A 13,765-nucleotide genomic window follows, 5' to 3' on the forward strand; every position below is an offset into this window, starting at 1 on the left:
CAAGAAAAGGAGAGATACATATGGTGTTTTTTATAGTAGGATTTATAGCCTCTATTATAGGTGCAATTTCTGGACTTGGTGGCGGGATTATCATAAAACCAGTACTAGATGCAGTAACTGAACTAGATGCTTCAGTTATAAACTTTTTATCAACATGTGCAGTATTTACTATGTCTTGTTCTGCTGTTACTAAACATATTAAATATAAAACTAAGTTTGAAAAGCCTACGACTGTATTACTTGGAATGGGTGCAATTTTAGGTGGTTTAATTGGTACTGAGATATTTGAACTTATAGTTGATTTTATTAACAAGGATAGGTTTATAAAGCTAATTCAAAACGGACTCCTTTTATCTTTATTATTAACTATATTAGTATACATAAATCTACCTAACAAAAAACAATTCCACATAAAGAATCGTATATTTACACTTTTACTTGGATATACTTTAGGAATGATTTCATCTTTTTTAGGAATAGGTGGAGGTCCTATAAATATAACAGCTCTGACATTATTTTTCTCAATGAATTTAAAGAGTGCATCTGTTAACTCAGTAATACTAATACTATTCTCACAAGCTTCAAAAATAATAACTCTATTAATTTCAAAATCAATACCTTCAGGGCTTGAAATATCAATGTTACTCTGTATAATTCCAGCTGCAATTTTAGGAGGACTATTAGGTACAACTATTAATAGAAAAATAAATAAAAATCATTTAATCATTGCTTATAATTCAGTCATGTTATTCGTTATAATGACATGTCTGTGGAATATAATAAGATTATTTTAAAGGAGAGGCTCTCAATGAATAAAACTAATTTACTTGAAACAGTTCAAAATGCTTATATATATGGATATCCAATAGTAGGGATGTATGAATTACTCTATACACAAGTTATTAATTCAAAAACTAAAACAACAAATTTTAATGAATTTGCTCATACTGTTACTGTAGCATCACCAAAAACATCCTTTATCCCAGCACCAAACAATGATACAACATATTCAAGAGCTTGGTTAGACTTACGTGAGCAACCAGCAATAATAGAAGTCCCAGATACTAATGATAGATACTACTCTATACAGTTATTAGACTTATTTACAGAGACAATTACTAATATTGGTAGAAGATTAACTGGAACAAAATCAAATAAATTTACTGTTATTGGACCAGGTTGGAATGGTGACTTACCTAAAGATACTCATATAATTAAAAGTGATACACCTTTTGCATTAGCATTTTTAAGAATTCTTATCAATGATAAAAATGATATTCAAGAAGTTAAAGATATACAAAGCAAGTTTAAAATACATAGACCTTCTGAAATGTCTAATAAAACACATCATGATAACTATGATACTAAATATTTACCAATATATAAAAATTCAAATTACTATGAATTCTTTGAGACCCTTAATAGCATACTTTTATTAATTCCATACTTAAAAACTAGGACAAACATACTATCATCAAGACAACTAAAAGAAGTTCCTGATGATATATTAAATGAAGCTTGTGATAGTGCAAAAAAACTTATTAATGAAGGTGGCTTAGCATTTGGAGAATCCCATAACTTCTGGAGAATTGCTCGAAAAGGCATTGGTAATTATGGAGAGGATTATTTGCAACGTTCAATAGTTTGGCATAAAGGTGCTTTAGCTAATCAACCAGAAGAATCTTTATATCCAAGTATTTTTCAAGATAGTACTGGTCAATTTTTAGATGGAAATTTCGACTATGAGCTAAAGTTCAATAAAAATGAGATTCCTCCCGTAAGCCAATTTTGGTCATTAACAATGTATTTATTTAAAAATGCATTCTTAGTAGATAATGAGATTGACCGCTACTCTATTGGAGACCGTACAAAAGGACTATTTTACGCTGAGGATGGTTCACTAACTATATATATACAAAATAAACCACCAAAAGATGAAAATAAAATATCAAACTGGCTACCATCCCCTAAAGAGAAATTTTACATGACACTAAGGTTATATGGTCCAAGTAAAGATGCCATTTCGGGTAAATGGTTACCTCCAGTTGTTACTAGAGCAAACCAGTAAATTTTTTAATATTTAAAAGGAGTTATATTCATGAGCAATTTTGCATATACTGAAAAATCAAAATTTGTTAATCCTAGATTAACAGAACATTCTAAAACAATGGAACAAAAAATTTATAAAACAGGCGAAAATGTATATAGTGCAGTTGGTTTTGGATTATCTTATCCTGTTATGATTGAAGGAACTGATGGAATTATAATTATTGACCCAGGTGAAACTATTGAAATGATGGAAGAAATCATGAAGCATTTTCGTAAGATTACTGATAAACCTATTAAAGCTGTGATAATCTCTCATAATCATGGTGACCATTGGGGTGGTATGAGTGTTTGTGTGAGTCAAGAACAAAGCCAAAATAAAGAGATTCTTGTTATTGTTGATGAGACATTTATAAAACATTTCTCTCAAGCTAGTGGAGAACTGCTAGACATTAGAATGGGAAGAGCTGTTTGGATGTATGGCTCTATACTTCCTAAAGGAGAACATGGTTATGTTAATTTAGGATGTGGACCTGTTTTATCAAAGGGTTCTAATAAATTTATTGAACCAAATACATTTGTATCTGTTGAAGATGGATTAAAAATAACTATATCAGGAGTTGATTTAGAACTGTTCCATTGTGAAGCTGAGACTGAAGATGCTATGTGTATATTTTTATCTAAAGAAAAGATAATGTTTGTCGGAGATGCTGTTCAAGGTGAAATATTCCCTAATATATATACTGTTAGAGGGACTGTTCGTGATGCTAAGAAATGGTATACAGGAATTGATAAAATTCGTAAATATAAACCACATTATTTAGTTGGAACTCATATGAGACCACTACATGGTAAAGATGAATGTAGTTCTCTTCTGATGGATTATAGAGATGCCATACAATATACCCATGACCAAGCAGTCAGACTTATAAATATGGGTTATACTCCTGATTATGCAATAAACGAGTTAGGAAAACTTCCTCCTCATCTATTTCAAAGAGAACGTTTAGGTGAATTTTATGGAACATTTAAACAAGGAATTAAAGCTGTTTATGACCAATATATAGGTTGGTTTAATGGTGAATCAAGTAAATTAAATCCTATTTATCCTAAAGATGCAGCTAAAAAATATGTGAAAATTATGGGTGGTCGTGAAATAATATTAGCTGAAGCTAAAAAAGCTATTGATGAAAAAGATTATGAATGGGCTACAGAGATATTAAATTATCCTATACGTATAGATAATAATGATATGGAAGCTAGAGACCTTAAAGCAACTGCTATTCGTATGCTTGGATACCAAACAGAAAATGCTACTTGGCGTAATTGGTATTTGACTAGTGCTATGGCATTAGATGGAGGTTTTGAAAAGATAATAAATCAAGTTGGAGCTAATGCTGGATTTCCTCCATTTTCAAACTCATTTATAGGTCTAACATCCAAAGCTATGTTTGAATCTTTTAAGGTTAAATTAAATGGTCCTAAAAGTTCTGATGTTCATATGACACTACTGGCATGTGTGACTGATACTAATGAAGCATTTAAGCTAGAGTTACGTAGAGGGATTGTTGAAATGCAGAATCATGATAGTGATGTAAAAGCTGATGTTTCAATTGAAACTTCTAAAGAAACCTGGGCAAAATTAATTACAAAAGAAATCACAATTATTCAAGCTATTGAAAATTCTTTAGTTCAATGTAATGAACCTAAAAAAGCTCAGGAGTATTTAGACTTATTTGATAAATTTACTCCATTTGTAAATATGCCATTTTGGTTGCAATAATCTTTAAAATGGTGGTGTCTCAAAATGAACATTTTAGTTCATGAGGCACTCTTTTTTGTATGAAATCAAATATATTTTCATCATTTCAACAATAAAAAAAGGCTTATCTCTATTTTGAAATAGCCTCTTTTATTATGATTTTAATTTAATTTTACACTTTAGAGATTCTATCTACTTCTTAGAGATTGTATCTACTTCATATATATATCTATTAAGTATAGCTTCTAGCATTTCTTGTCTTCCAGACTTATTCTTTATAACTGGCATTTGTAGTGCATAAGTTTCTAATTCTTTAAACCCAACCTTACCATCTACTATATCTTTACCTATGCCTTCACTGAAGCTTGAGTATCTTTCTTTGGTAAAGTTTTCAAATACCTCATCTTCTAATAATTTATGAGCTATTAATAATCCCTTTGCAAATGTATCCATACCTGCAATATATGCTAAGAATAAGTCTTCTACTTCAAAAGATGCTCTTCTCACTTTAGAGTCAAAATTAAATCCTCCTGGAGCTATTCCTCCTTGTTTTAACACTTCATACATAGCAAGTGTTGCATCATATATATTTGTTGGGAATTGGTCTGTATCCCATCCTAATAATAGGTCTCCTTGATTTGCATCTATACTTCCTAAAACATCATTTATTCTTGCCATATTTAATTCATGTTGGAAAGTATGACCTGCAAGTGTAGCATGGTTTGCTTCTATGTTCATTTTGAAGTATTTATCTAGATTATACTTTCTTAAGAATCCTAAAACAGTGGCAGTATCAAAATCATATTGATGTTTAGTAGGCTCTTTTGGTTTAGGTTCTATTAAAAATTGTCCAGTAAATCCTATTTCCTTAGCATAATCTACAGCCATTTGTAAGAATCTTGCGAAGTTGTCCATTTCAAGTTCTGTATTAGTGTTAAGTAAAGTTTCATAACCTTCTCTTCCACCCCAGAATACAAAGTTTTCTCCTCCTAAATACTTAGTTATTTCCATAGCTTTCTTAACTTGAGCTGCTGCATAAGCGTAAACATTAGCATTGCATGTTGTAGATGCACCATGAACAAATCTTGGATTTCCAAACATATTAGCAGTTCCCCATAATAATTTTATACCTGTTTCTTTCATCTTAGCTTTTATGTACTCAACTATTTCATCTAATATCTTATTTGTTTCTTCTAAATTTCTTCCCTCTGGTGCTATATCTCTGTCATGAAAACAGAAATACTCAATTCCCATCTTAGACATGAATTCAAATCCTGCATCAACTTTAATCTTTGCAATTTCAATTGGGTCTGTTATATTATTCCAAGGTCTATCCACTGTACCTACTCCAAATGGGTCATTCCCTTCTCCACATAAAGTATGCCAGTAACTCATTGCAAATCTTAAGTGTTCTTTCATAGTCTTATTGCCTACTACTTGTTCAGGATTGTAGTATCTAAATGCTAACTCATTGTTAGATTGTGGCCCCTCAAATTTTATCTGTCCTATTCCTTTAAATATTTCACTCATTTCATATCCTCCTAATGTTTTACACATATGATGTATGTAATATTTTTTTAATTTAAAAATATCTTTCATATTCATTTGTAGCTATTTTTATTCTTCATCTTTAAAATTAACTACTTCATCTAATAATTTAAAATCATCTTTTAAAGAATTATATATCTTCTTATACAATCTATGATATCTCTTGTATGTATCTACATTTTGATTTATTGGCTCTAATTTAGTTGAAGTTTTTATTATAGTCTCACAAGCTTTTTGGACATTTTCGTATATTCTAGCTCCTACTAATGCAAGAATTGCAACTCCTAGCGCTGGTCCTTCACTTGAATTTATAGTATATACATCTTGATTAAACATATCTGCTTGCATCTGTCTCCATACTTTACTTTTACCACCTCCACCTGAGGCTCTTACTTCATTGACTTCTATATTAAGTTTTTCTATTATATCCATACAATCTTTTAGACTATATGAAACTCCCTCCATAATTGACCTTGCCATTTCTTTTTTAGAATGTATTGGAGATAATCCAAAGAACACTCCTCTTGCATAAGGGTCAAGATGAGGAGTTCTCTCCCCCATCATGTATGGTAGGTAAAGTAATCCATTGCATCCTGTTGGTACTTGGCTTACTTGACTATTTATAATTTCATATACGTCTTTACCTAAAGAGCTTGATACTTCCAGTTCACTTTGACAGAAGTTATCTTTAAACCATTTTAATGATAATCCAGCCCCTTGAGTAACTCCCATAACATGCCATGTATTTGGTATTGCATGGCAAAAAGTATGAACTCTACCTTCTTTATCAATTTTTGGTTCTTTTGTATATGCAAAGACTACACCTGATGTACCAATAGTCGATGAAACTACCCCCTCTTTAACTATTCCATTTCCTATAGCTCCTGCTGCTTGGTCTCCAGCCCCACCTACAACTATTGTTCCTTCCTTAAGCCCTGTTAAGTTTGCTACTTCTCTAGTAACATATCCTGTAATTTCTTGAGATTCATAAACTTTACCTAAAAGACTTTTATCTATATTTAACTTTTCTAGTACTTCATCACTCCAATTTCTTTTTCTTATATCAAGTAACTGCATACCACTTGCATCCGATACTTCTGTAGCATATTCACCTGTTAATTTGTACCTTATATAATCTTTTGGAAGAAGTATTTTATTAGTATTCTTATAAATATTGGGTTCATTATTTCTAACCCATAATATCTTTGATGCTGTAAATCCTGTAAGTGCTGGATTGGCAGTTATTTCAATCAGTCTTTCTCTACCTACCAAATCAGTTATCTCTTCACATTCTTTTACTGTACGTTGGTCACACCATATTATAGAGTTTCTTAGGGTATTTCCCTCTTTATCTAACATAACTAGACCATGCATCTGTCCTGATAACCCAATTCCTTTTATACATTCACTACTTATATTGGAACTTTGAACTACATGTCTTATAGATTCAACTACAGCTTCCCACCAATCATTTGCATCTTGTTCTGCCCAACCTGCTTTCTCTTGTATAAGAGGATATTCATATGTACAACTTTCTATAGTATTTCCTAATTTATCAAATAAGACTGTTTTAGTACCTGATGTACCAATATCCACACCTAACACATACTCCAACTTTATCCCTCCTTGAGACATCACTTCATAATTATCGTTTTCCTATTCTAATTTTTTATATTTTAGGTATATTTTACTTGCTTTATTTTTGTTAGTATATTAAACTAACTTATGAACTAATAATAAAATATTTAATTATCTTTGTCAATGCAAAATAGCCTTTTATTTTTGTCTAAAAAGTATTACAATATTATTTTAAGGAGGAATATCAAATTGGTTACTGATAAATACACGATTCGAGAAATGAATGAAAGATTGGTACTTGAACAAATTATAAAGAATGGTCCTATTTCTAGAGCAAGTATAGCCTCTACTATAGGATTAAATAAAGCAACTATATCTGCTATTACCAAAAAACTTATAGATGAGTCTCTGATTCATGAAATAGGAATTGGAAATAGTACTCATAGTGGTGGAAGAAAGCCCATACTTTTAGTATTTAATAAGTGTGCAGGGATTTCTTTAAGTATGGATATTGGATATGACTATATATTTTCTTCTCTATCTTACTTAGATGGGACTATTATAAAATCTAAGAAATTAACAGATATACAAGTAAATAAAGGTAACGTTATGCAATTAATAGATGAAATTATAGATAGTTATAACATATCCAAAATAGATACTCCTTATAATGTAATAGGGCTTACTTTAGCTATACATGGGATTACTTGTGAAAATAACATATTATTCACTCCATATTACAATCTCAATGAGATTGATTTATATGGTATCCTAAGTAAAAAATACGACTTCCCTATTCATATAGAAAATGAAGCAAACTTAACAGCTTTAGCTGAGAGTACTTTCTCAACTGTACATAATTCACTACTTAGTCTTAGCATCCACAGTGGATTCGGTTCAGGCATTATAATAAACAATAAATTATATAGTGGTAGAAATGGTATGAGTGGTGAAATTGGCCACACTATTATCATGCCTAATGGTAAACTATGTCCGTGTGGAAACCGTGGTTGTTTAGAACAGTATTGTTCAGAGAAAAAAGTATTTGAACAGATTTGTTGTCTGGAAAATATTCCTAAGATAGATTCTGACATGGTAAAACAACTATACTATGAAGATAATCAGAATACTAAAAAAGTTATCCATGAGTTTTGTAGTTACCTATCACTAGCTATAAACAATGCTATTGCAACTTATGCTCCTGAGATAATATATTTAAACAGCCAAATAATCAGAAATATCCCTGAAATATTAGATATTACAAAAGATATGCTGGTTAGCTCTTTTAACAAAGGCATAAATATAGAAATTTCATCATTAGGTTCTGAGGCATCTCTATATGGTGGCTCTGCTGTCAATATTAAAAGCTTCTTAAATATACAAAACCTAACTTTGATGAATGACATAAATGATAAAATAGCTGTACTATAATATTGGATAATCTAAAAACTAGCTTATTTAAGCTAGTTACATTTTTTAATATCTAAGTGAATCTATATATTACTTTTACTAAAAATATAATAGAACACTAGAAAAGATAACTACGTCTAAATCAACATTTACAACAGATGAACCACTTCATAAGTCACTTTATCTAATAGCTTTAATTATATATAAGTGAATTCAAAGTTTTAGAAACTGACCTAAATTATTAAATCAATTAAATATTTATCTTAATTAAATACTAGTTATAGTAATTACGAAAATCAAAAAAGTTAAGAATATACTTAGAAATATACTATTTTTACAAGAATAGAAATAATCTTAAATAAGGGTTATGACTATATAGCCATAACCCCTTTAAATTATATATTCTAAAATTAAATTTATTCTGGAGTTTACATAAAATTATTTGTACTCTTTTTCTCAGAAGTTATATATTAATTAAATATTAATATAATATATCTATTCATCATCAGATAATAAACCTGATGTTGGTTCAACAATAGAAATATTATCTTTGCCTATTTGCTCTAATTTTGTTGCTAATTCTTCTGCATCTGAAAAAGCTGATTCAACAACCATACCTAAATTTAGCCCTGAAATAATTTTAATTCTACTATCACTACTAGCCTCTAATAAAGCTGCATTGCATGGAGTTCCACCTAGTAAATCTACCATTATAACTATTTCTGAACTTTCCTTATATACTTCCAAGGCCTTTTTAAGTTTTTTTATTGTCCCTTCAATCCCATCATCTTGTTTCATATTTACAGTAGGATAATCTACAGAATCCCCTATTATCATTTTTGCAGAATTTAAGACTTCTTCAGCCATATTTCCATGGCTCATCAAAATAATACTATTCATTTTAATACACCTCTCTAAATCTATAAAATGTCTACAAGATAAGTTTTCTTGTCATCAGGCGTCATTATAGTTGTTATTTCAATTCCTTCATCTAAAAGTTTTTTAAATGCTTCTTTCTCTTCTTCTGTAACACTGATATTAGGCTTTAATACTGTTGTATCTTTTCTACTTGACATATTTCCTACATTTATATTATGTATTTTTAATCCTGCCTCCACAAATGGAATAAGGTCAACAGGAGACTTGACAATTAATAATACATTTTGTCCTTCATACTTCCCAGCAGTAATATTTTTTATAGCAGTTTCTTCTGTAATTATAGACGATGCTATTCCTGCAGGTGTAGCCATTCTTAAGACTTGTTTTTGCACAGAATTATTAGCTACTGCATCATTTACTACCATTAATCTTGTAACACCTAATTTATTACTCCACATAGTTGCAACTTGACCATGGATTAAACGGTCATCTATACGAATATTTTTAATGCCTTTCATTTCCATATCTAAATATCACCCTTTCCTTATTTTAAAATACCTAATACATATAAAATTATTGAAACAACCATCACACCTAAAATTAAGTATATAGGCTTTATGTTCTTTTTAAGAGCCCAATACACAACTAAAACTAAAATTGCAGGAACTAATCCAGGCATAATTTGGTCTAATATTTCTTGACCTTTCATTGTAAAGTCGCCTTGTTGAAAGTTCAAAGCAACATTAGCTTTTACTACAGATGGTATCAATGCACCTACTACCATTAAGCCTAAAATAGATGTACTTTCAGTTAAAATCTTCAAACTTTTTTCAATTGAAGATATTAGCTTAGTACCTGATGTATACCCAGCATTAAATAGTGGTATACTTAATAATTTTAACGCTACACTCACTGCAATCCATAGCAGGATTCCAAATGGACTTCCATCTATCGCCATATTAGCTGCTATTGCTCCAAAAATTGTCCATGGAATAACAACAAATAAACTATCTCCTAAACCTGCTACTGGTCCCATCAATCCTGTTTTAATTGAGGTAACAGCCTCTTCAGTGTCTTCACTTGATAATTCCTCCATAGCTACATTAATACCCAAAATATAAGGTGCAACCCATGGGTTAGTATTAAAAAATTGTAAATGATTTAATACAGCATTTTTAAGTTTTTCTGGATTATCTTTGTATACTACTTTTAGAAATGGTAGTACTGCATAACAATATGCTAAAGCTTGCATCTTCTCATAATTTGAAGAAACAGAACTAGTGAAAAACCAACGCCACAGAACACTTTTTTTAACTTTTTCATTTGATTTATTTACTGATACATTATCACTCATCTTCATCCATACCTCCTGCCACAGTATAATGTTGTGCTTGATTTTCTACATTCTTTTTGTAAATTATAAGTGCAATTGCTCCTCCAATTAAAGCTACACCTAACAATGGTACTTTCATATATACTGCTAAAACAAAACCAATTACTAAATAACTAAAATACTCCTTAGCAGGAAGGTATCTAAGTAATAATCCTATTCCTACCGCTGGAAGTAATCCTCCAGCTACTGTTAAACCACCTGTTAACCATTCAGGTGTATATTTTAAAATTGTGTTAATTAAAGAAGGTCCAAATATTACAGATAGAGCTACTGGAATACCTGTTGTAGCTGCTGTTAATAATACTCCTAACATTTGCATATACGTTATATTTTTGTAATTTCCTTTTCTAGCTCCATCTTCTGCTTTATGAACTAACCATATACCAATAGTATTTCTAAGAACATCTAACTGTACCATCAATAAAGCAACTGGGATACCTATAGAAATTCCTACAGATGCTTCTTGCTTAGTTGTAATAGTTATAAATGTAGCTACTATACTTGCTGTTTGATAATCAGGTATTGATGCTCCACCAAAGTTACTAATACCTAATGATAATAGTTGTAGTGTACCTCCAATATATAAACCTGTGTTTATATCACCTAAGATAAGACCAGTAATAAAACCTGCTGTTACTGGTTGATATGTCCCAAACATTGTTGAATTTTTTTCATAGTTTATAAAAAATCCATATACTACTATTAATAATAATTGCCATAATTGTGGTTCCATTATGATTTCACCTCGCTCAAAATATTTTTTAGTTCTTCAAAGTTATACTTAGAATTTTGCTTTAAGAAAATAGGAATTTCTTCAAGTGGGCATTCAATTTCATAAGTTTTTCCACCTTCATAACTAACACCACTAAAGATATTCTCCCATGTATATCCTTTTGGCAAATATACTTTTCTACTTCTATCTTTATAATTCATTATTGGAGCGACCAAAATTTCATCTCCAAGCATATATGTATTATCAATCTCCCAAGTTTTATCATCTTCAGGAAATTCATAAAATAAAGTTCTCATAATTGGTGTTCCTTCTTCATGAGCTTCTTTCATCAATTTTGATAAATAAGTTTTTATACTTTCTCTAATTTTGATGAACTTTGTAAGAATTACTTCAACGTCTTCACCATAAGACCATATCTCATTCGGAGCTCCAGTTACCATTGAACCTCCACCTTTATTTGATAATGGTTTGCTATGAGGCAATCTATCTCCATGCATTCTTAAAATTGGTGAAAAAGTAGCATATTGGAACCATCTTACCATAAGTTCTCTAAATTCTGGGTCTTTAGGATTTCCTCCGTGGAAACCTCCAATATCTGTCGTCCACCATGGTATACCTGCTAGTCCCATATTTAATCCTGTATTCACTTGATTATTAAAAGCTTCAAAACTAGAATCAATATCACCAGACCATACTAAAGCTCCATACTTTTGAGCTCCTGCCCAAGCTCCTCTTACAAGAGTTACAACTGACTCTGTATCATCATGTAAACCATGATAAATCATTTTTAAATAATCAATAGGATAAATGTTACCACAACTTAAAACATTTCCTTTTTTATATCTATAATTATCAAAATCATAAACAGAATATCCAGGTTCAGCTACATCTAACCAATAGTAATTAATTCCAAGCTGTTTATAATTTTTATCTATTCTATCCCAAACATAGTCCCTTGCATCTCTGTTTGTCATATCTACAAATACTGTATTTCCTTGAATTTGCATTGTCATTCTGACACCGCGATTAACATTAACTAAATAACCATTTTCTAAATAATCATTGTAGTTTTCTGCATCACTTTGAACTGTAGGCCATACTGATACCATTGGCTCTACTGAATACTCTTCTTTTAGTTTCCTAACTAATTCCTTAGGATTTTTCCAATAATCTAGGTCAAATTTATATTCACCTTGTTTAGGCCAATGAAAATAGTCAATTGCAATTGATGAAAGTTTAATTCCTCTTTTCGAGTATTCTTCCACAACATCTAAAACTTCTTCTGAAGTTCTATATCTTAATTTGCTTTGCCATAACCCCAAAAGGTCTTCAGGCATCATAGGAACAGTTCCTGTAACTTGAGAATAATTTTTGTTTAACTCTTTTGGACTTTCTCCACAAGTAATCCAATAATCTATAAATTTTGTAGAAAACATCTTCCATTCTGTCATATTTTTGGCAAAAGATACTTTTCCAATCCCTGGATTATTCCATAAAAATCCATAACCTAAACTAGAAATATAAAAAGGAACTGATATTTGAGAATTTCTTTGTGCCAGTTCTAGCACAGTATTCTTTAAATCTAAAAATTTATGTTGATATTGTCCCATTCCAAAAACCTTTTCAGAAGGCTCAGACTCAAATCTAGTAGTTACTTCAAAGTCTCCACTGTAACTTGGTCGATATTCTCTTGACTTTAATTTAAGAGTAGAGTTAAAGTCTTTGGTAATTTCAATTGTACCTACATCCTCTCCACCGTCATCATGTTTTACAGCTCTTAATCGAATATACTCTTTCAATAATATTTCATTTTTATCATTGTAAAAAGTAATTCTATCTCTATGGTCTAAGACAGCCTTTATCTTTCCATTTTTAATGATTACACTATTATCTTCATTTTTATTAATTATAATATCGTCTTTATTTAACTTAGGCTTTTCGTTAAGAGCATAGTTTTCGTCAACAAAATTTTGGTCTACAAATGACCTGATACGTAAGGAATTTTTTCCCCATGCTTCTATTCGCAATAGTTCATTGTCAAATCTTTTTTCAATATAGTCTTCAAATATTCTTACCACAGCCACCCTCCTAAATTGATGATATAGTGTTATATTTAATGTACTTTTAGGTCAACTACTTTAATATATGAATTGATGTAGAAGATTTTATATTAGTATTTATTTGTACGTTAAACTAACTTACCAATAATATACTTTATTTGACTCTATTTGTCAATCGTTTTCCATAATTTAACGTAATTTTCCAATTTGATAAAAGGTAATCATTTTTAGTACCCTAAATTTCTTTTAATTTACACTTTTTTGGTTTCTCATGATTGGGTAAGATAACTAATCATATATTTCTAGTAGTTTTTTTATGTCACTAACCCATACATATTAAATCATTCTATAATAGT

At 30.4% G+C, this 13,765-nt stretch carries 11 protein-coding genes; 4 read left to right on the plus strand and 7 right to left on the minus strand.

Annotation, left to right across the window (positions count from 1 at the left end):
- Positions 1 to 20 precede the first annotated feature (20 nt).
- Genes ACTG45_RS16660 through ACTG45_RS16670 form a run of 3 tightly spaced genes read left to right on the plus strand, consistent with a single transcriptional unit; the run spans position 21 to position 3,829 of the window.
- On the plus strand, positions 21 to 794 hold the full coding sequence (locus ACTG45_RS16660; protein ID WP_479919432.1) for a sulfite exporter TauE/SafE family protein: 774 nt from the start codon (positions 21 to 23) through the stop codon (positions 792 to 794).
- A 14-nt stretch (positions 795 to 808) separates the two neighbouring features.
- Complete coding sequence (locus ACTG45_RS16665; protein WP_479919433.1) at positions 809 to 2,068, plus strand: DUF1254 domain-containing protein; 1,260 nt, start codon at positions 809 to 811, stop codon at positions 2,066 to 2,068.
- Positions 2,069 to 2,098: 30 nt separating this feature from the next.
- A complete protein-coding gene (locus tag ACTG45_RS16670; RefSeq protein WP_479919434.1) occupies positions 2,099 to 3,829 on the plus strand; it encodes an alkyl sulfatase dimerization domain-containing protein in 1,731 nt (576 codons plus the stop codon).
- Positions 3,830 to 4,000: 171 nt separating this feature from the next.
- On the opposite strand, the gene xylA is transcribed toward ACTG45_RS16670, so the two are convergent.
- Together xylA and xylB are read right to left on the minus strand one after the other, a co-directional pair.
- Complete coding sequence (gene xylA, locus ACTG45_RS16675; protein ID WP_479917485.1) at positions 4,001 to 5,338, minus strand: xylose isomerase; 1,338 nt, start codon at positions 5,336 to 5,338, stop codon at positions 4,001 to 4,003.
- Positions 5,339 to 5,425: 87 nt separating this feature from the next.
- Positions 5,426 to 6,970, minus strand: a complete 1,545-nt coding sequence (xylB, locus tag ACTG45_RS16680) for a xylulokinase (protein ID WP_479919435.1) — start codon at positions 6,968 to 6,970, stop codon at positions 5,426 to 5,428.
- Between the two features lie 213 nt (positions 6,971 to 7,183).
- Between xylB and ACTG45_RS16685 the strand changes: the two genes are divergently transcribed.
- Complete coding sequence (locus ACTG45_RS16685) at positions 7,184 to 8,365, plus strand: ROK family transcriptional regulator (RefSeq protein WP_479919436.1); 1,182 nt, start codon at positions 7,184 to 7,186, stop codon at positions 8,363 to 8,365.
- A gap of 474 nt (positions 8,366 to 8,839) precedes the next feature.
- On the opposite strand, the gene ACTG45_RS16690 is transcribed toward ACTG45_RS16685, so the two are convergent.
- Genes ACTG45_RS16690 through ACTG45_RS16710 form a run of 5 tightly spaced genes read right to left on the minus strand, consistent with a single transcriptional unit; the run spans position 8,840 to position 13,427 of the window.
- The gene (locus tag ACTG45_RS16690; RefSeq protein WP_021386091.1) at positions 8,840 to 9,244 is read right to left on the minus strand and encodes a PTS sugar transporter subunit IIA; all 405 of its coding nucleotides are present in this window, start codon (positions 9,242 to 9,244) and stop codon (positions 8,840 to 8,842) included.
- Between the two features lie 20 nt (positions 9,245 to 9,264).
- Complete coding sequence (locus ACTG45_RS16695) at positions 9,265 to 9,747, minus strand: PTS sugar transporter subunit IIB (RefSeq protein ID WP_044213929.1); 483 nt, start codon at positions 9,745 to 9,747, stop codon at positions 9,265 to 9,267.
- 20 nt (positions 9,748 to 9,767) lie between these two features.
- On the minus strand, positions 9,768 to 10,583 hold the full coding sequence (locus tag ACTG45_RS16700) for a PTS system mannose/fructose/sorbose family transporter subunit IID (RefSeq protein WP_479919437.1): 816 nt from the start codon (positions 10,581 to 10,583) through the stop codon (positions 9,768 to 9,770).
- On the minus strand, positions 10,570 to 11,349 hold the full coding sequence (locus ACTG45_RS16705; RefSeq protein WP_021385973.1) for a PTS mannose/fructose/sorbose/N-acetylgalactosamine transporter subunit IIC: 780 nt from the start codon (positions 11,347 to 11,349) through the stop codon (positions 10,570 to 10,572). The genes ACTG45_RS16700 and ACTG45_RS16705 overlap by 14 nt, the downstream gene beginning before the upstream one ends.
- Positions 11,349 to 13,427 carry a glycoside hydrolase family 31 protein gene (locus ACTG45_RS16710; protein WP_479919438.1) on the minus strand — a complete coding sequence of 693 codons (2,079 nt, stop codon included), beginning with the start codon at positions 13,425 to 13,427 and terminating at the stop codon, positions 11,349 to 11,351. Before ACTG45_RS16710 ends, ACTG45_RS16705 begins: the two co-directional genes overlap by 1 nt.
- Positions 13,428 to 13,765 lie beyond the last annotated feature (338 nt).

This window comes from Clostridioides sp. LIBA-7602, assembly GCF_056688945.1.

What these genes read in the sequence shown, in the direction of transcription:
- ACTG45_RS16695 (WP_044213929.1), bottom strand. Translation starts at nt 9,747, where the DNA reads ATGGAAATGAAAGGCATTAAAAATATTCGTATAGATGACCGTTTAATC.
- xylA (WP_479917485.1), bottom strand. Translation starts at nt 5,338, where the DNA reads ATGAGTGAAATATTTAAAGGAATAGGACAGATAAAATTTGAGGGGCCA.
- ACTG45_RS16690 (WP_021386091.1), bottom strand. Translation starts at nt 9,244, where the DNA reads ATGAATAGTATTATTTTGATGAGCCATGGAAATATGGCTGAAGAAGTC.
- ACTG45_RS16700 (WP_479919437.1), bottom strand. Translation starts at nt 10,583, where the DNA reads ATGAAGATGAGTGATAATGTATCAGTAAATAAATCAAATGAAAAAGTT.
- ACTG45_RS16705 (WP_021385973.1), bottom strand. Translation starts at nt 11,349, where the DNA reads ATGGAACCACAATTATGGCAATTATTATTAATAGTAGTATATGGATTT.
- ACTG45_RS16660 (WP_479919432.1), top strand. Translation starts at nt 21, where the DNA reads ATGGTGTTTTTTATAGTAGGATTTATAGCCTCTATTATAGGTGCAATT.
- ACTG45_RS16670 (WP_479919434.1), top strand. Translation starts at nt 2,099, where the DNA reads ATGAGCAATTTTGCATATACTGAAAAATCAAAATTTGTTAATCCTAGA.
- ACTG45_RS16665 (WP_479919433.1), top strand. Translation starts at nt 809, where the DNA reads ATGAATAAAACTAATTTACTTGAAACAGTTCAAAATGCTTATATATAT.